Source organism: Halomonas sp. PGE1 (assembly GCF_013000985.1).
Classification (GTDB): domain Bacteria; phylum Pseudomonadota; class Gammaproteobacteria; order Pseudomonadales; family Halomonadaceae; genus Halomonas; species Halomonas alkalicola.
Window position 1 is genome coordinate 766808 of the sequence record NZ_CP053032.1, and the last position, 16693, is coordinate 783500.

A 16693-nucleotide genomic window follows, 5' to 3' on the forward strand; every position below is an offset into this window, starting at 1 on the left:
GCTCATTGGGTGCGTTGCGGGGTCGAAGCCGCGAGGGCGGGCTTGCCGAGCCACTGCCAGGCCGCCACCACCCCGACGTTGAGCAGCATCGCCCAGACGCCGGCGTGCCAGCCCAGCGGCGAGCTCCAGACGAAGTCCATCAGCAGGTAGGCGAGGCTGCCGACCAGGGCGCCGGCCATCACGCTGGCGCGACGCAGCTGCGGCAGGAACAGAGCGCCGATGACCATCGGGAAGAGCTGGACGATCAGCCCGTAGGCGCCGAGCAGCAGCAACACCAGCGAGGCGGGGTTGGCCAGGGCGAACAGGTAGGCGATCAGCGACAGGCCGAGCACGCTCCAGCGGGTGGCGCGTACCACGCTCTTCTCGCTTGCCCCTTTCATCACGGTGGGGCCGACCACGTCGCGGACCAGCACGATGGCGGCGGTATGGGCCAGGTTGGCGCCGGTGGACATGGCCGCCGCCAGGGCGCCGGAGAGCATCAGGCCGACCACCCAGGGGGAGAAGTTGGCCACGTCCATGACCATGCGCAGCAGCACGGTGTCGGAGCGCGCCAGGGGCTCGTCGGCGAACACCAGGATGCCGGCGAAGCCGATGAACAGCAGCGGCACCAGCAGGTAGGCGTAGAGGGGATAGAAGACGCTGACCTTGCGCAGGGTCTTGCCGCTGTCGGCGGAGTAGAACTTCATGAACAGGTGTGGCCACATGGCGCCGCCGAAGGCGCTGACCAGCACCGCGGTGCTGAAGTAGCCCCAGTTCATGCCGGTGGCCCCGGGCATGGTCAGGTATTCGGGCATGGTCAGCTGGATCTGGCTGAACATCTCGCCGACCCCGCCGTAGAGGCGCTCGGAGATCGACAGGCCCAGGAACCAGGCGATGGCGATCATCATGATGCCCTGGATCAGGTTGGTCCAGCCGATGCCGCTCAGGCCGCTGCAGAAGACGTAGGCGGCGACCACCACGAAGGCCAGCAGCGCGCCGAGCCAGAAGGGGATCAGGCCGTCGGTGGCGGCCTGGAACAGCAGGCCGGCGCCGGCGATCTGGATGGTCAGGTAGGGCACCAGGGCCAGCACCCCGATCACCCCGGCCAGGATGCCGAGCGGCTTGCTCTGGTAGTGGTCGGCGATCATGTCGCCCTGGGTCAGGTAGCCCTTCTCGCGCCCCAGCGCCGCGACCCGCGGCCCCATGGCCCAGATGGTGATCGGCACCAGCGAGAGGTAGGCGAGGATGTAGAAGGCCGGCGCGCCGTGCTGGTAGCTCCAGCCCGGCGCCCCCAGGAAGGCGAAGGCGGAGAAGATCTCGGCGCCGAGGATGAAGAAGAGGATCACCACGCCCACATGGCGGCCACCGGCCACATAGCCCTCGAGGCTCGAGCTCTCCTGGCCGCGGGCGCGCAGGCCGACCCAGAGCACGCCGATGAGGTAGGTGAGGGTGATGCCGACGACGATCAGCGAATCATTCATGGCGGCCACCTCCGTGACGTACCACGAAGGCCACCCACATGCCGGCGAACAGCACCAGCATCCACAGGATGTACCAGAAGAACAGGAAGGGGAGACCGAGCACGGTGGGCTCGATGCGGTTGGCGATCAGGGCGCCGGGCCAGATCATGGCCAGGGTGCACAGCGCGAAGTGCAGTCCCGTCAGCAGGTGGTAGGTCTTGTTCATCGTGAGGGTCCAGCTCGCCCGTGGCGAGACCTGTTGTGGGTTGTCATCTCACTATGAAACGCGCCTTTCGATAGCAAAAATATAGCTTTTGCATAGCTGACATGCTGAAGTGGTATGGGTAGAGTGGAGGCTCCTCGTTTCAGGGCGTCGAGATCCCCATGGAATTTCGCCAACTCGGCTATTTCATTGCGGTTGCGGAGACCGGCTCGATCTCGGCCGCCAGCCGCCGCGTGCACGTGGCCCAGCCCGCGCTGACCCGCCAGATACGACTATTGGAGGAGAGCCTGGAGACCCGGCTGCTGGAGCGGCACGCCCGGGGCGTGCGGCTGACGGTGGCGGGGCAGGTGCTCTTCGAGGAGGCGGTGGCGCTGCTCGACCGCCGCACCCAGATCAAGGCGCGGCTCTCGGCGCTGGGCAGCGGCATGACCGGCAAGCTGAGCCTCGGGGTCACGGTGACCCACCTGTGGATGCCGGAGGTCGCCGGCCTGATGAACCTCTACCGGCAGCGCTTTCCGCAGGTGGGCTTCGAGGTCTTTCCGCTGCTCTCCGGCCCCCAGCTCGAGCGGCTGCGCGAAGGGACCCTGGATGCCGGCATCCTCTACCTCGACAGCGCCGAGCAGCACGGCCTTAAGACCCGGCGGCTGCAGGACGACCACCTGATCCTGGCGGTGCCATCCTCCTCGCGCTGGGCCGGCTCGCCGCCGCAGCGCCTGCACGAGCTCGAACAGGCGGACTTCATCTGGGGCTTTCGCAGCGTCTCGCCGGTCTACTACGACCGGGTGATGACCCACTTCCAGCGCCTCGACTTCCACCCGCGGATCGTCCAGTTCGGCGCCGACAATACCGCCATCCTCAGCATGGTGGCCGCCGGCCTCGGTATCGCCATCGTGCCCGCCGCCAGCGCCTGCCTGCCCATGCCCGGGGTTCACTTCCTTGGGCTTGCCGAGCTCGCCGCCTGCGACATGCCGCTGTGGCTGGCCTGGCGCACGGGCAACGACTCCCCCGCGCTGCATAACCTGGTGACGCTGGCCGGCAGCTGCTTCGCCGGCGAGGAGCAGGGGTAGGCAGTTTTCGGATAGAGCCTAGAGCGGCAGCAGCCCGTAGCGTGTCAGCCCCCAGATCATCAGGCTGATCGTCATGAAGGAGGCCAGGGTGCTGACCATCAGGCCCGCGGCGCTGACGTCGCCTTGACCATACTGCTTGCCGAACAGCGGGTAGACGCTGATCATCGGCGCACAGGCGAACAGCAGGGCCCCGGCGATCAGCAGCGGGTCCGGGTCGGGCAGCAGCAGGAAGGCGGCCACTACCGCGAGGGGGTGGAGCAGCAGCTTGCCGAGCACCACCTGGCTGACGTCCGCTGCCATGCCGCGCGCCTTGAGCCCATGCAGCATGCCGCCGATGGTGAACAGTGCCGCGGGGCCGGCGGCCTCGGCGAGCATGTCGATGGCCTGTGCCAGCGGGCCCGGCAGGCGCAGGCCGCTCAGCGCCAGAATGATGCCGATGAGCAGGCCGACCAGCACCGGGTTGCGGGTCAGGCGGGCGAAGGTCTGGCGCACCACCGCGCCCAGGCCGTTGCCGTTCTGGCGACCCGCCTCGGCCAGGATCAGCGCCAAGGGAATGATGATCAGGGTCTCCACCACCATGTTCAGCGCCATGAAGATGGCCGCCGGCGGCCCGATGGCCATCAGCGCCACGGGGTAGCCGATGAAGCCGCTGTTGGACGCCGACATGCCCAGGGCGTGGATGGCGCCGGCATCCAGGCGCTTGCCGCGCAGCCCCACGGAGAGCGCCAGCCCCAGCAGGAAGGCCGCCAGCGACCCCGCCGTGTAGGCCAGCAGGTAGCCGGGGTTCAGCACCTCGGCCAGGGGGTAGTCGGTCAGGGCGCGGATGATCAGCGAGGGCAGCGCCAGGTACATGACGAAGGTGCCCACGCCCTGCAGGTTGTCGCGGCTCATCAGGCCGGAACGGGCGGCAGTGAAGCCGGCGCAGATCAGCAGGAAGATCGGCAGGGTAATGGCCAGTATCTCCAGCACGGTGTTGCCTTCCTTTCCTTGGAGGGTTGAAGAGGGGGGAGGGCCTCAGCTGATGCTGGTGCGAATGAGCCGTGACTTCTCCTGCAGCAGCTGCAGGTACAGGTCCATCAGGGTCTCGTGGCTGACCCGGGCCGCGTTGGTGCTGATGTTGATGGCGCCGAGCAGCTTGCCGTTGGCATCGAAGGCCGGGACGGCGATGGAACGCAGCCCGGAGTCGAGCTCCTGGTCGGCGATGGCGTAGCCCTGCTGGCGCACCTTCAGGATGCACTTCCTGAGCTCGGCCTTGTCGGTGATGGTCTTCTCGGTATGCTTCTCCAGCACCGCCCGCTCGAGCCAGGCGTCGAGTTCCGCGTCCGGCAGCTGGGCCAGCAGCACGCGCCCCATGGAGGTGTGGGCCGCCGGCAGGCGGGTGCCCACCGAGAGGGTGATGGCCATCAGCCGGTGGCGCGAGGAGGAGCGGGCCACATAGATCACCTCGTCGCCATCCAGCACCCCCAGCGAGGACGATTCGCCGCAGGCCTCGGTGATATCCTCGAGCACCTGCTGGATCACGCTGCGATAGTCGTTGGCGGAGAGAAAGGCGTAGCCCAGCTGCAGGACCCGGGGGGCCAGCTCGAAGACTCGCTGCTGCTTGCGCACGTAGCCCAGGGCATGCAAGGTCAGCAGGAAGCGCCGGGCGCGGGCGCGGTTCATGCCGGTGCGCGCGGCGACCTCGCTGAGCGTCATGCGCGGGTGCGCCTCGTCGAAGGCCAGGATCACCTCCAGGCCGCTGGCCAGGGCGGTGACGAAATCGCGATCGTCGGGGGTCAGGACCTCATCCTGTGCTGCGGTTGCCATCCTTCGTGTCCTTGGTCGTGTTGCTCGAATCCACGCTCCAATCTAGCATAGTGTTCGAATTGCGAACACTTGTACGACTTTTGGCTAGCCCCCTGCTGGCCCCTGCCATCGCCGGAGATCTCCGATGCCTGCCGCCCTGATCCAGCACCCCTTCATGAGCCAGTCGGCCCTGGCCGAATGCAACGCCGAGGCCATGGTCCAGGCCATGCTGGCCTTCGAGCTGGCCCTGGCCGAGGTTCAGGAGGCCCGCGGTGCCGTCCCCGAGCAGATGAGTGCCCAGATGCGCCATCTCCTCGAGGGACACCGCTTCGATATCGATGCCATCGCCGCCGGCATTGCCAGCGGCGGCAACGCGGCGATTCCCTTCGTGAAGCAGGGCAGGGCGGCCCTGCCCGCCGAGCTCAAGCGCTACTTCCACCAAGGGGCCACCAGCCAGGACGTGGTCGACTCCGCCCTGATGCTGCTGCTCAAGCCGCGCCTGGCGGCCCTGGATGCGCTGCTGCGGCGCTGCCGTGCCGCCGCCCTGGCGCTGATGGAGGCCCATGGCGAGACGGTCATGGTGGGGCGCACCCTGATGCAGCAGGCGCTGCCGATCACCTTCGGGGTCAAGGTGGCGCACTGGGCCATCGGCCTGGAGCAGGCGCGCCGCCGGCTGGCCGGTGTCGAGCTGCCGGTGCAGTTCGGCGGTGCCGTGGGGGTGCACTCTGGCTGGGACAACCTTGGGCTCGACTTCATGGACGCCCTGGCCGAGCGGCTGGGGCTGAGTGCACCGGTGCTGCCCTGGCACACCGACCGCCAGCCGGTGCATGCCCTGGGCACGGCGCTGGACGCGGTGGCGGGTGCCGCCGAGAAGCTGGCCCTGGACGTGGCGCTGCTGACCCAGACCGAGGTGGGCGAGGTGGCCGAGCCCTCGGCCCCCGGCATGGGCGAATCCTCCTCCATGCCCCACAAGCGCAACCCGGTGCGCTGCGCGCTGATCCGCGGCGCGGCCCGTCAGGTGCATGGCCATGCCACGGTGCTGCTCAACGCCGCTGCCCAGCCTCTTGAGCGGGGCCTGGGGGAATGGCACGCCGAGTGGGCGCCGCTGGTCGACAGTGCCCTGCTGCTGGAGGGGGCCCTGGAGCAGGCCGCGGTGCTGCTGGAGGGACTGGAGGTGCACCCCGAGGCGATGCAGCGCAACCTGGCCGCTACCGGCGGCGGGATCATGGCCGAGCCGGTGGCGAAGCTGCTGGCGCCGACCCTGGGGCCGGACGCCGCCAAGCGCATCAGCGCCGAGGCCGCCGAGACGGCGCGCCTGCAGGGGGTTGCCTACGCCGCGGCGCTCAATGCCCATCCCGAGGTACAGGGCCGGCTGGACCCGGAGGAGGTGGCCTGTGTCACGGATCCGTCATTATACCTTGGTAGTAGTCGGGCGCAGGTGGCGCGCGCCGCCGAGTGGCTGATGGCCAGTTAACCGACTGTCCGGGAAGACATTGTGGTGTACGAGAGGGGAAGGCCTGGCCTTCCCCTCTCGGCGTTCTGGAGCGTCGACAATTTGACGCTGGCCGACGGTGGGAGTAATTTGTTCGCATCACAAAACATAGTTCGCTATTCGAACTTTTGCGAGAATCAACGCCAGGAGGAGATCCCATGGCCGAGTTCCTGAGCCTGCATGACGCGGTGGCGCGCTACGTCGAGGATGGCGCTACCGTTGCCATGGAGGGCTTCACCCACCTGATTCCCTTCGCCGCGGGTCACGAGGTGATTCGCCAGAAGAAACGCGACCTGACCCTGATCCGCATGACCCCCGACCTGATCTACGATCAGCTGATCGGCGCGGGCTGCGCGAAGAAGGTGATCTTCTCCTGGGGCGGCAACCCCGGCGTGGGCTCCCTGCATCGCCTGCGCGACGCGGTGGAGAAGGGCTGGCCCCACAAGGTCGAGATCCTCGAGCACAGCCATGCCGCCATGGCCTGCGCCTTCGAGGCCGGCGCGGCGGGCCTGCCCCTGGCGGTGCTGCGCGGCTACGTGGGCAGCGAGCTGCCCAGCGTCAACGACCAGATCAAGTTCATCGAGTGCCCCTTCACCGGTGAGCGCCTGGCCGCGGTGCCCTCGGTGCGCCCGGACGTCTCCATCGTCCACGCCCAGAAGGCCGATCGTGCCGGCAACGTGCTGGTGGAAGGCATCGTCGGCGTGCAGAAGGAGGCGGTGCTGGCCGCGAAGAAGAGCATCGTCACCGTCGAGGAGATCGTCGACGACCTGCGCACCGAGCCGGACTACCACCCCAACACCTGCATCATTCCGGGCTGGGCCATCGACGCCATCGCCGTGGCCGAGAAGGGCTCGCTGCCCTCCTATGCCCACGGCTACTACCCGCGCAACAACGCCTTCTACAAGGAGTGGGATGCCATCGCGCGGGATCGCGACACCTTCACGGCCTGGATCGAAGAGAACGTCATGAACGCAGGGGGGAACGCCTGATGAGCCTCGAATACACTTCCTCGGAGATGATGACCGTCACCGCGGCGCGCGCACTGGAGAACGGCACCACCTGCTTCGTCGGCATCGGCCTGCCCTCCGAGGCCGCCAACCTGGCGCGCCTGACCCACGCCCCCGATGTGGTGCTGATCTATGAATCCGGCACCCTGCAGACCAAGCCCGACGTGCTGCCGCTCTCCATCGGTGATGGCGAGCTGGCCGAGACGGCGCTCACCACCGTGGCGGTGCCCGAGATGTTCCGCTACTGGCTGCAGGGCGGAAAGATCGACGTGGGCTTTCTGGGCACCGCCCAGATCGACCGCTACTGCAACCTCAATACCACCCTGATCGGCGACTACCGCGAGCCCAAGGTGCGCCTGCCGGGCGGCGGCGGCGCGCCGGAGATCGCGACGAATGCGGGAGAGGTCTTCATCACCCTGAAGCACTCCAAGCGCGCCTTCGTCGACCGGGTCGACTTCGTCACCACCCTGGGCTTCGGCCGTGACGGCAAGGGGCGCGACGGCGTGCCCAATATCGGCAAGGGCCCGACCCGGGTGATCACCGATCTGTGCGTGATGAAGCCGGACCCCGAGACCAAGGAGTTGGTGGTGGTGTCGCTCCACCCGGGCGTGACCCGCGAGGACGTGATCGAGGCCACCGGCTGGGAGATCCGCTTCGCCGAGCGGCTCGAGACCACCCCGGAGCCTTCGGCCCGCGAGCTCGAGATCCTGCGGGACCTCAAGGACCGCACCGCCCGCGCCCATGCCGGGGCGTGATGCCGCCACCCGCAGCGATTTCAGGAGATAAGGCAATGACCGACGTATTCCTCTGCCATCCGCGGCGCAGCGCCGTGGGCCGTTTCGGCGGCACCCTCTCGAGCGTGCGCCCCGATGACCTGGCGGCCGCCATCTTCAAGGCGGTGCTGGCCGAAGCCCCGGAGCTCGACCCTGCCGCCATCGAAGAGGTTTTCATGGGCTGCGCCAACCAGGCCGGCGAGGACAACCGCAGCGTGGCGCGCATGTCGCTGCTGCTGGCGGGCATGCCGGTATCCGTACCCGGCACTACCCTGAATCGCCTGTGCGGCTCCGGCATGGATGCGGTGGGCACCGCCTTCCGTGCCATCAAGGCCGGCGAGATGGACCTGGCGCTGGCCGGCGGCGTGGAGTCGATGTCCCGGGCCCCCTACGTGATGGGCAAGGCCGACAGCGCCTTCTCGCGGGGCCAGCAGATCGAGGACACCACCATCGGCTGGCGCTTCATCAACCCGCTGATGAAGAAGGCCTATGGCGTCGACTCGATGCCGGAGACCGCCGAGAACGTGGCCGAGCAGTTCAAGATCTCCCGCGAGGACCAGGACGCCTTCGCACTGCGCTCCCAGCAGAAGGCCGCCGCCGCCCAGGCCGCCGGCCGCTTCGCATGTGAGATCACCGCCATCGAGATCCCGCGCCGCAAGCAGGAGCCGCTGCGCTTCGACCAAGACGAGCACCTGCGCGCGACGACGCTCGACAAGCTCGCCGCCCTGCCGACGCCGTTCCGCGAAGGTGGCAGGGTCACCGCCGGCAACGCCTCCGGAGTCAACGACGGCGCCGCCGCCATGCTGGTGGCAAGCGCCGCCGCGGTGGAGAAGCACGGCCTCACCCCCATGGCGAAGATCCTCGGCATGGCCACTGCCGGCGTCGAGCCGCGCATCATGGGCATCGGCCCGGTGCCCGCGGTGCAGAAGCTGCTCGCGCGCACCGGCGTGTCGCTGGACGAGATCGACGTGATCGAGCTCAACGAGGCCTTCGCCGCCCAGGCGCTGGCCTGCCTGCGCGAGCTGGGGATTGCCGACGACGACCCGCGGGTCAACCCCAACGGCGGCGCCATCGCGCTGGGCCACCCGCTGGGCATGTCCGGCGCCCGCCTGCTGCTGACCGCGGCCCACGAGCTGCAGAAGAGCGGCAAGCGCTACGCCCTGTGCACCATGTGCGTAGGCGTGGGGCAGGGCATTGCTACCCTGATAGAGCGGGTATAGGCGCGACCAAGCGAGGAATCGGGGCCGGCCAACCACTGTCGCCGGCCCTTCCCGTTGCACTGCACGGAGAGAGACCATGGCATTTCTGAACATCAACGGGCGCAGCGTCGCCTATCGCCTGCTCGGCAGCGAGGCCAACCCCCTGGTGGTGCTGGCGCACCCCCTGGGGATGAGCCAGGCGGTGTGGGACGACGTCCTGCCGGCGCTGCTGCCGCGCTACCGGGTGCTGACCTGGGACCTGCCCGGCCACGGCGCCAGCCAGGCCTGGGGCGAGGCCCCCATCGCCCCGGCCGACCTGGCCGCCGAGGCCCTGGCCCTGGCCGATCACGCCGGTGCCAAGCGCTTCCACTTCGCCGGCACCTCCATCGGCGGCGTGGTGGGCCAGCAGCTGATCAGCGAGCACGCCGAGCGCCTGCTCTCCGCCACCCTGACCAACACCGGGGCGGTGATCGGCAATGCCGAGCTGTGGAACACCCGCGCCGGCCGCATCCGCGTGGAGGGCCTGGCGGCTATGTCCGAGGAGATCGTGCCGCGCTGGTTCGCCCCGGCCTGCTTCGAGGCGAAGCCCGCCCTCAAGGCGGGCTGGTGCACCCAGATGGGCCGCGGCGACGATGACTCCTACGCCAGGCTCTGCGAGATGCTGGGCAGCCACGCCTTTACCGGCAAGCTCAGCGGCAAGCCGGTGAAGGTACAGCTGCTGGGCGGCAGCGAGGACCTGGCCACCCCGCCGGCGACCCTCGAGGTCCTGGCCGCGGAGCTCGACGGCGCTCCCCTCGAGATCCTCGAGGGCGTGGGTCACGTGCCCTCCGTGGAGGTGCCCGGACTCTTCGCCGAGAAGCTGCTGGCGGTGATGGCGGTGGACCTTGGCGATGTCGGCAACCAGGGCGTCGACTACGCTACGGGCCTTGAGACCCGCAAGCAGGTGCTGGGCGAGGCCCACGTGGCGCGCTCCACCGAGAACGCCACCAGCCTGGACGCCCCCTTCCAGCAGATGATCACCCGGCTGGCCTGGGGCGAGCTGTGGAGCAACGACGACCTGACCCGTCGCGAGCGCAGCATGATCACCACCGGCATCCTGGCCGCCCTGGGCCGCGAGGAGCTGACGCTGCACCTCAAGACCGCGAAGCGCATCGGCCTGACCGAGGCGGAGCTGCGCCAGGTGCTGATGCACGTGGCCATCTACGGCGGCGTGCCGGCGGCCAACCACGCCTTCGCCCTGGCCAAGGAGCTGGGCTGGGGTGATGCCCGCTAAGTGACGATCGCGCCTCGCTTCGGCGGGGGGCTTCGGCGCCCGTGCGGGCGCCGGCAGGAGGTGGACATGCTCAATGCCCGGATCAAGCTGCGTCACCTGCAGGCCTTCCTAGAGGTGGCGCGGCAACGCAGCTTTGCGCGTGCCGCGGAACGCCTGGCGATCACCCAGCCGGGGATCTCCAAGACCATCCGCGAGCTCGAGGAGACGCTGGGTACCAGCCTGTTCGAGCGCACGCCCAAGGGGGTGGCCCTGAACCAGGCGGGCCTGACCCTGCTGCGCCATGCCGGCCCTGCGATTCGCGCCCTGGAGGAGGGCATTGGCGCCATCGGCGAGGCCCGCGACGGCGTGCGCCGGCTGCGGGTGGGGGCGCTCTCCACCGTGGAGAGTCGCCTGCTCCCCGAGGCACTGCGGCACTGGCATGCGCAGGAGGCGGAGCATGCCGACGTCGGTGTGAACGTGGTGACCGGCCCCAGCGCCTTCCTGCTCTCGCGGCTGCGCCGCGGGGAGCTGGATCTGGTGGTGGGGCGCATGACCGAGGCGCGCGAGATCCAGGACCTGGCCTTCGAGCATCTCTATTACGAGCGGCTGCTGCTGATGGTGCGTGCCGGGCACCCCCTGGCCGGTGTGAGCCCGCTGTCGGCCGACGCGCTGGGCGCCTACCCCTGGGTGCTGCCGCCACCCCAGACGACCCTGCGCCAGCAGGTGGACAGCTTCTGCGTGCGCCATTCCCTGATCCTGCCGGCGCGCCGCCTGGAGACGCTGTCGCTGCCGCTGAGTCGCGGCTACACCCTGGGCAGCGATGCGATCTGGGTGGCGCCCGAGGAGGCTGTGGACGGTAGCGTGGCGGCGGGAGAGCTCTACGAGCTGGCCCTGCCGCTGGAGCAGCAGGGCGGCTCGGTGGGGCTCTGCCTGAATGCCACCCTGCGCCCTTCGCTGGCACTGGAGGCCTTCTGCGAGCGCCTCCGGCAGGTAGCGGCGAGCCTGAAGTGAGGGCGGGGCCTTCCCATAACCTGGGGGTTATGTCGAGTGGCCAAGACGTCAATGGTCAGCCGGTGTCAATGCCGCGACACTGACCCAGGTCAATCATCCACCCCCGGAGACGATCGTCATGCAGGAAGAGAACAAGCGCTTCGTCGAGCGCGACCGCAACTGGCATCCGCCGGCCTATGCCCCCGGCTACAAGACCTCCGTGGCCCGCTCCCCGCAGCAGGCCCTGGTCAGCATGCAGAAGCCCACCGTGTCGGAGCTCTCCGGCCCCGATTTCCGGCATCTGCGCATGGGCCCCCATGACAACGACCTGCTGCTCAACTTCACTCAGGGTCAGGGCCTTCCTCAGGGCGAGCGCATCATCATGTTCGGCCGCGTGGTCGACCAGTTCGGCAAGCCGGTGCCCCACACCCTGGTAGAGATGTGGCAGGCCAACGCCGGCGGCCGCTATCGCCACAAGAACGATCGCTACCTGGCGCCGCTGGACCCCCACTTCGGTGGCGTGGGCCGCACCTTGACCGATGAGCAGGGCTGGTACCGCTTCCGCACCATCAAGCCGGGCCCCTACCCCTGGCCCAACGACATGAACAGCTGGCGTCCGTCCCACATCCACGTCTCGGTGATGGGGCCGTCGATCTCCACCCGTCTGATCACCCAGATGTACTTCGAGGGCGATCCGCTGATTCCGCTGTGCCCCATCGTCAACACCATCAAGGATCGCGACGCCGTCGAGACCATGATCGGTCGCCTGGACATGGCCCGCAGCAATCCCATGGACTGCCTGGCCTATCGCTTCGACCTGGTGGTACGCGGCGAACTGCAGACCTACTTCGAGAATCAGTGACAGGGGCAACGAGATGAACCAGCCGAATTCCCGACCCACCAGCGAACTGATGCTTCGCGAGACCGCTTCCCAGACCGCCGGGCCCTACGTGCATATCGGCCTGGCCCTGGCCGCCGCCGGCAACCCGACTCGCGACGAGGAGATCTGGAACGAGATGGCCCGTGACGGGGCAGAGGGCGAGCAGATCGAGATCGTCGGCACCGTCATCGACGGCAACGGTGACCTCGTGCGCGACGCCTTCATCGAGGCCTGGCAGGCCGATGCCAAGGGCGAGTATCAGCGCGAGTTCGACCTGAAGAAGCCGTTCAACAGCTTCGGTCGCACCGCCACCACCTTCGACCACGGCAGCGAGTGGTCGCTCAAGACCATCAAGCCGGGCCCGGTCGCCCACGCCAGCGGCCAGCCCCAGGCGCCGCACATCAACCTGTCGATCTTCGCCCGCGGGGTCAACATCCACCTGCAGACGCGCCTCTACTTCGAGGACGAGGCCGAGGCCAACGGCAAGTGCCCGGTGCTGACCCGCATCGAGTCGCCGACCCGCCGCCAGACCCTGATTGCCAGGCGCGAGGAGGTCGACGGCAAGGTGCGCTATCGCCTTGATATTCGCCTGCAGGGCGAGGGTGAGACGGTCTTCTTCGACTTCTGATTGGGCGCCCTGGTCGTCAGGGTCCCGGTCATCCGCGCCGCCTCCCGGGGCGGCGCTCGGCGTTGCTGACGCCGAGCACCCGCCGCGGGGGGAAGCACCCCCTGACGATAACGAGCCACAGTACCGTGTCGGTACGAAGAGAGAGCACCATGTCCAACCCCTGCATCATCTGTGTCGCCATCACCGGCAGCCTGCCGCGCAAGGAAAACAATCCGGCCGTGCCGATCACCGTCGAGGAGCAGATCGAGAGCACCCAGGCGGCCTTCGAGGCCGGGGCTACCATCGCCCACTGCCACGTGCGCAACGATGACCAGACCCCCAGCTCCGACCCGGAGAAGTTCGCGCGCCTGGTGGAAGGCCTGAAGAAGCACTGCCCGGGCATGATCATCCAGCTCTCCACCGGCGGCCGCTCCGGGGCCGGCGAGGAGCGTGGCGGCATGCTGCCGCTCAGGCCCGACATGGCGAGCCTGTCGGTGGGTTCCAACAACTTCCCCAACCGCGTCTACGAGAACGCCCCCCAGCTGGTCGACTGGCTGGCCGGCGAGATGCTCAAGTACGACATCAAGCCCGAGATCGAGGCCTTCGACCTGTCGCATATCCACCAGGCGGTCAACCTGTCCAAGCAGGGCAAGCTCAAGGCGCCGCTCTACGTGCAGTTCGTGATGGGCGTGAAGAACGCCATGCCGGCCGACAAGCCGACCTTCGACTTCTACATCGAGACCCTCAAGCGGCTGGCGCCGGATGCCCAGTGGTGCGGCGCCGGTGTCGGTTCCAACCAGCTCAAGCTCAACGAGTGGTCCATCGCCGCCGGCGGCCATACCCGCACCGGCCTCGAGGACAACGTGCGCCTCGACCGCGACACCCTGGCCCCCTCCAACGCGGCCCTGGTCGAGCGCGCCGTGGCGCTGTGCGAGAAGTACGAGCGCCCGGTGGCCACCTGGCAGCAGGCCCGCGAGATCCTGGGCCTTGGCCAGCCCGCGTGATTCAGCCGTTCGGGTGACACGCCGCCTGCCGTCTCATGGCAGGCGGCGTTCATGTTGTGGCGATACCAGAAGGAGAAGCGCATGAATACGACAGTCGACGAGCGCACGCCTGACCATGACGAGATCGTCCGCGTGGTGCAGGGCTATGTGGAGGGCTTTCAGGGCCGTCGGGACAGGCTCGAAGCGGCTTTCCACGAGGACGCCTGGATCCTGGCGGTGGACGCCGAGGGCGGCTTCAGCAAGGACCTGATCAGCGACCGCTTCGAGCGCTGGGCGGCCAGCCACCGGCAGGTGCGTGGTCGCGTCATCCAGGTGACCCAGGCCGGCGAGGTGGCCAGCGTGCTGCTGGGCTTCGACAACACCGAGAACCTGGCGGACTCCTGGGTGGACGTGCTGGCGCTGCTCAAGCTCGACGGCCGCTGGCAGATCACCCACAAGAGCGCCGTGCACAGCACCCGGGCGGCCTGGGCGAAGCCACAGTAACCCTGCTGTTCCGCCGGGCTCCGGTGACCCGCCAGCCGGCCGGACTCTATTCCGCAAACATCGCGAAGAGCAGGCCGCGCAGCCAGCGGTTGCCGGCGTCGCGGTGGTAGCGGCGGTGCCAGAAGAGGTTGATGGGGATCTCGGGAAAGGGCAGGGGGTGCTCGTGCACCGCCAGCCCGAAGCGTCTACGGGTCGCCTCGGCGAACTTGTCGGTCACCGTCACCACCAGGTCGCTCTCGCTGATGATGTAGGGCACGGCGGCGAAGTGGGGCAGCTGCAGCCGGATTGGGCGCTCGATGCCCGCCCGGGCGAGCTGCTCCTCGACGATGCCGTGCCCGGTGCCCTTCGCCACCACCACCGCGTGGGTGGCGGCCGTGAAGGCCTCCATGCTGAAGTCGCCCGCCGCCAGCGGGTGGCCCGCCCGCATCAGGCAGACATAGCGCTGCACGAAGAGCCGCTGCTGGTAGAAGCCGGCGCCCAGTTGGGGGATCAGGCCAACGGCCAGGTCGATCCGCCCCTCCTCCATCCCCCGCTTCAGGTCCTCCTGATGGCTGCGCACCGTGCTGAGCCGGATGCCCGGTGCCTCCCTGGCCAGGTGCTCCAGCAGCCGCGGCAGGAAGACGATCTCGCCGATATCGGTCATCGCCAGCTGGAAGGTGCGCTCGCTGCTGGCCGGCTCGAAGTCATCGCCCAGGTTGAGGGTCTCATGCAGCCGGGCCAGCGCCTCGGCGATGCCGGGGTGAAGCTGGTCCGCCCGCGGCGTCGGCGAAAGTCCCCGCGAGGTGCGTTCGAAGAGCTCATCGTCGAGCAGCCGGCGCAGGCGCTTGAGCGCGTGGCTGACGGCGGGCTGGGTCACGCCGAGCCGCTCGGCCACCCGCTGGGTGTTGCCCTCGCGATAGAGCAGGTCGAAGACCACCAGCAGGTTCACATCGATATCCGCCAGCCGCAGCATGCCCTGCCTCGCCTAATTAACTGTATTCAATGCAATATTACTTCTATTTATTCAGAATATGAAGGTGATTGTGTTGTGTGAATATCGAGGGGGCTCTAGCCTGCGCCTCATCAGCTGACGCCATGCCAATAACGACGTCATTCCAACAACGACGCCATTCCAATAACAGTGTCCCTGACGGAGCTCGCATCATGCCCAATCACACTACTGCGTCCCCCTCTGCTTCTCGCCTGTCCGTCGCCATCATCGGCGGCGGCATCGGCGGCGTGGCCTTCGCCGTGGCCCTCTCCCGCCATGCCGACCTCGACGTGCAGCTCTTCGAGGCGGCGCCGCAGTTTTCCGAGATCGGCGCCGGGGTCTCCTTCGGTCCCAACGCCGTGCGCGCCATCCAGCGGCTCGGCCTCGAGGCGGCCTACCGTCGCATCGCCGATTCCTCGCCGGCACCCTTCGAGGACGTCTGGTTCGAGTGGCGGCGCGGCAGCGACGACGGCTACCTGACCGCCACCCTGGCCCCCGGCTGCGGGCAGTCCTCGGTGCACCGGGCGGATTTCCTGGACGCCATCGTGGCCCAGCTGCCCGCCGGCATCGCCCATTTCGGCAAGCGCTGCGTCGAGGTCACCCAGCAGGGTGATAGCGCCACCGCCCACTTCGCCGACGGCACCTCCTTCACCGCGGATATCCTGATCGGCTTTGACGGCATCAAGTCGGTGGTGCGCGCCAACGTGCTGCCGGCCGAGACCTTCGGCGAGATCGCGCCCTTCTGGAGCGGCACCTACGCCTATCGCGGCATGATCCCCACCGCCCAGCTGGAGGAAGCGCTGGAAGCCAGGGGCGCCGACCGGCGCCTGGCCCTGGTGCCCCAGATGTACCTGGGCCACGACCGCCATATCCTCACCTTCCCGGTCAAGCAGTCGGAGCTGATCAACGTGGTGGCTTTCATCACCGACCGCTCCACCCCCGAGCCGAAACTTCCCGAGGGAGAGGAGTGGGTCCAGGCGGTGACACAGCAGGAGATGCGGGAAGTCTTCGCCGGCTGGGGCGCGGCCTCCCAGGCGATCCTCGCGTGCATTCCCGAGCCAACCCGCTGGGCGCTGCACGAGCTGCCCGAACTGCCGCGCTACCACCGCGGCCGCGTGCTGCTGGTGGGCGATGCCGCCCATGCGCTGGTGCCCCACCAGGGCGCCGGTGCCGGCCAGGCGCTGGAAGACGCCTACGTGCTGGCCAGCCTGCTGGGCGATGAGGCCTGCACCAGAGACAGCGTGGAGCAGGTGCTGGCGGCCTTCGAGGCGGTCCGCCATGCGCGCACCTGCCGGGTGCAGCGCACCTCCCACGAGGCGGGGAACGTCTACGAGTACGCCGGTGAAGGGATCGGTGACGACGAGGCGAGGCTCATCGAGAACCTCGAGACCCGCTTCGACTGGCTCTGGAACCACGATCCCGTGGCGGATGTGGTGGCAGCTCGGAGGCTTCTGGCCGGGGAGAACGCCACGGTGGAGACAGCCGCCGGCTGATGGTGCGGACGCCACCCTCGGGGGTCACG

General features: G+C 68.5%; 17 protein-coding genes. 12 read left to right on the top strand and 5 right to left on the bottom strand.

Translation table 11 applies throughout. The annotated features are described in order from the left end of the window. Positions 1 to 2 precede the first annotated feature (2 nt). Both HIR79_RS03680 and HIR79_RS03685 read right to left on the bottom strand, forming a co-directional pair. A complete protein-coding gene (locus tag HIR79_RS03680) occupies positions 3 to 1460 on the bottom strand; it encodes a sodium:solute symporter family protein (RefSeq protein WP_169957155.1) in 1458 nt (485 codons plus the stop codon). After that, positions 1453 to 1665 carry a hypothetical protein gene (locus tag HIR79_RS03685; RefSeq protein ID WP_169957159.1) on the bottom strand — a complete coding sequence of 71 codons (213 nt, stop codon included), beginning with the start codon at positions 1663 to 1665 and terminating at the stop codon, positions 1453 to 1455. Before HIR79_RS03685 ends, HIR79_RS03680 begins: the two co-directional genes overlap by 8 nt. 158 nt (positions 1666 to 1823) lie before the next feature. On the opposite strand from HIR79_RS03685, the gene HIR79_RS03690 reads away from it, so the two are divergent. Beyond that, on the top strand, positions 1824 to 2729 hold the full coding sequence (locus tag HIR79_RS03690; protein WP_169957161.1) for a LysR family transcriptional regulator: 906 nt from the start codon (positions 1824 to 1826) through the stop codon (positions 2727 to 2729). An 18-nt stretch (positions 2730 to 2747) separates the two neighbouring features. Here the strand turns inward: HIR79_RS03690 and HIR79_RS03695 are convergent, their stop codons facing one another. Both HIR79_RS03695 and HIR79_RS03700 read right to left on the bottom strand, forming a co-directional pair. Further along, positions 2748 to 3698, bottom strand: coding sequence for an AEC family transporter (locus tag HIR79_RS03695; RefSeq protein ID WP_169957164.1), 951 nt, complete (start codon positions 3696 to 3698; stop codon positions 2748 to 2750). A gap of 45 nt (positions 3699 to 3743) precedes the next feature. After that, positions 3744 to 4535 (bottom strand): IclR family transcriptional regulator domain-containing protein, encoded by a 792-nt coding sequence (locus HIR79_RS03700; RefSeq protein WP_169957167.1) that lies wholly within the window; start codon positions 4533 to 4535, stop codon positions 3744 to 3746. 124 nt (positions 4536 to 4659) lie between these two features. On the opposite strand from HIR79_RS03700, the gene HIR79_RS03705 reads away from it, so the two are divergent. The 10 genes from HIR79_RS03705 (at position 4660) to HIR79_RS03750 (ending at position 14201) form a co-directional block, all read left to right on the top strand. Continuing rightward, positions 4660 to 5988 carry a class-II fumarase/aspartase family protein gene (locus HIR79_RS03705; RefSeq protein ID WP_169957170.1) on the top strand — a complete coding sequence of 443 codons (1329 nt, stop codon included), beginning with the start codon at positions 4660 to 4662 and terminating at the stop codon, positions 5986 to 5988. A 176-nt stretch (positions 5989 to 6164) separates the two neighbouring features. Beyond that, a complete protein-coding gene (locus tag HIR79_RS03710; RefSeq protein ID WP_169957173.1) occupies positions 6165 to 6995 on the top strand; it encodes a CoA transferase subunit A in 831 nt (276 codons plus the stop codon). Further along, on the top strand, positions 6995 to 7768 hold the full coding sequence (locus tag HIR79_RS03715) for a CoA-transferase subunit beta (protein WP_169957176.1): 774 nt from the start codon (positions 6995 to 6997) through the stop codon (positions 7766 to 7768). Before HIR79_RS03710 ends, HIR79_RS03715 begins: the two co-directional genes overlap by 1 nt. A gap of 35 nt (positions 7769 to 7803) precedes the next feature. Continuing rightward, positions 7804 to 9006, top strand: a complete 1203-nt coding sequence (pcaF, locus tag HIR79_RS03720) for a 3-oxoadipyl-CoA thiolase (RefSeq protein WP_169957179.1) — start codon at positions 7804 to 7806, stop codon at positions 9004 to 9006. Between the two features lie 76 nt (positions 9007 to 9082). After that, complete coding sequence (locus HIR79_RS03725; RefSeq protein WP_169957181.1) at positions 9083 to 10258, top strand: alpha/beta fold hydrolase; 1176 nt, start codon at positions 9083 to 9085, stop codon at positions 10256 to 10258. Positions 10259 to 10324: 66 nt separating this feature from the next. Then, complete coding sequence (pcaQ, locus tag HIR79_RS03730; protein ID WP_169957184.1) at positions 10325 to 11248, top strand: pca operon transcription factor PcaQ; 924 nt, start codon at positions 10325 to 10327, stop codon at positions 11246 to 11248. A 118-nt stretch (positions 11249 to 11366) separates the two neighbouring features. Further along, a complete protein-coding gene (pcaH, locus tag HIR79_RS03735; RefSeq protein WP_169957186.1) occupies positions 11367 to 12089 on the top strand; it encodes a protocatechuate 3,4-dioxygenase subunit beta in 723 nt (240 codons plus the stop codon). Positions 12090 to 12102: 13 nt separating this feature from the next. Then, positions 12103 to 12735: a protocatechuate 3,4-dioxygenase subunit alpha gene (gene pcaG / locus HIR79_RS03740; RefSeq protein ID WP_169957187.1), complete on the top strand. Its 633-nt coding sequence runs from the start codon at positions 12103 to 12105 to the stop codon at positions 12733 to 12735. Between the two features lie 149 nt (positions 12736 to 12884). Next, positions 12885 to 13718, top strand: coding sequence for a 3-oxoadipate:acetyl-CoA acetyltransferase (locus HIR79_RS03745; RefSeq protein WP_169957188.1), 834 nt, complete (start codon positions 12885 to 12887; stop codon positions 13716 to 13718). Between the two features lie 81 nt (positions 13719 to 13799). Beyond that, positions 13800 to 14201, top strand: coding sequence for a nuclear transport factor 2 family protein (locus HIR79_RS03750; protein WP_169957190.1), 402 nt, complete (start codon positions 13800 to 13802; stop codon positions 14199 to 14201). Positions 14202 to 14247: 46 nt separating this feature from the next. Here the strand turns inward: HIR79_RS03750 and HIR79_RS03755 are convergent, their stop codons facing one another. Then, positions 14248 to 15153, bottom strand: coding sequence for a LysR family transcriptional regulator (locus tag HIR79_RS03755; protein ID WP_169957193.1), 906 nt, complete (start codon positions 15151 to 15153; stop codon positions 14248 to 14250). Positions 15154 to 15344: 191 nt separating this feature from the next. On the opposite strand from HIR79_RS03755, the gene salA reads away from it, so the two are divergent. After that, positions 15345 to 16664 carry a salicylate 1-monooxygenase gene (salA, locus tag HIR79_RS03760; protein ID WP_169957196.1) on the top strand — a complete coding sequence of 440 codons (1320 nt, stop codon included), beginning with the start codon at positions 15345 to 15347 and terminating at the stop codon, positions 16662 to 16664. Positions 16665 to 16693 lie beyond the last annotated feature (29 nt).

What these genes read in the sequence shown, in the direction of transcription:
- HIR79_RS03680 (WP_169957155.1), bottom strand. Translation starts at nt 1,460, where the DNA reads ATGAATGATTCGCTGATCGTCGTCGGCATCACCCTCACCTACCTCATC.
- HIR79_RS03685 (WP_169957159.1), bottom strand. Translation starts at nt 1,665, where the DNA reads ATGAACAAGACCTACCACCTGCTGACGGGACTGCACTTCGCGCTGTGC.
- HIR79_RS03690 (WP_169957161.1), top strand. Translation starts at nt 1,824, where the DNA reads ATGGAATTTCGCCAACTCGGCTATTTCATTGCGGTTGCGGAGACCGGC.
- HIR79_RS03700 (WP_169957167.1), bottom strand. Translation starts at nt 4,535, where the DNA reads ATGGCAACCGCAGCACAGGATGAGGTCCTGACCCCCGACGATCGCGAT.
- HIR79_RS03705 (WP_169957170.1), top strand. Translation starts at nt 4,660, where the DNA reads ATGCCTGCCGCCCTGATCCAGCACCCCTTCATGAGCCAGTCGGCCCTG.
- HIR79_RS03710 (WP_169957173.1), top strand. Translation starts at nt 6,165, where the DNA reads ATGGCCGAGTTCCTGAGCCTGCATGACGCGGTGGCGCGCTACGTCGAG.
- HIR79_RS03715 (WP_169957176.1), top strand. Translation starts at nt 6,995, where the DNA reads ATGAGCCTCGAATACACTTCCTCGGAGATGATGACCGTCACCGCGGCG.
- pcaF (WP_169957179.1), top strand. Translation starts at nt 7,804, where the DNA reads ATGACCGACGTATTCCTCTGCCATCCGCGGCGCAGCGCCGTGGGCCGT.
- HIR79_RS03725 (WP_169957181.1), top strand. Translation starts at nt 9,083, where the DNA reads ATGGCATTTCTGAACATCAACGGGCGCAGCGTCGCCTATCGCCTGCTC.
- pcaQ (WP_169957184.1), top strand. Translation starts at nt 10,325, where the DNA reads ATGCTCAATGCCCGGATCAAGCTGCGTCACCTGCAGGCCTTCCTAGAG.
- pcaH (WP_169957186.1), top strand. Translation starts at nt 11,367, where the DNA reads ATGCAGGAAGAGAACAAGCGCTTCGTCGAGCGCGACCGCAACTGGCAT.
- pcaG (WP_169957187.1), top strand. Translation starts at nt 12,103, where the DNA reads ATGAACCAGCCGAATTCCCGACCCACCAGCGAACTGATGCTTCGCGAG.
- HIR79_RS03745 (WP_169957188.1), top strand. Translation starts at nt 12,885, where the DNA reads ATGTCCAACCCCTGCATCATCTGTGTCGCCATCACCGGCAGCCTGCCG.
- HIR79_RS03750 (WP_169957190.1), top strand. Translation starts at nt 13,800, where the DNA reads ATGAATACGACAGTCGACGAGCGCACGCCTGACCATGACGAGATCGTC.
- HIR79_RS03755 (WP_169957193.1), bottom strand. Translation starts at nt 15,153, where the DNA reads ATGCTGCGGCTGGCGGATATCGATGTGAACCTGCTGGTGGTCTTCGAC.
- salA (WP_169957196.1), top strand. Translation starts at nt 15,345, where the DNA reads ATGCCCAATCACACTACTGCGTCCCCCTCTGCTTCTCGCCTGTCCGTC.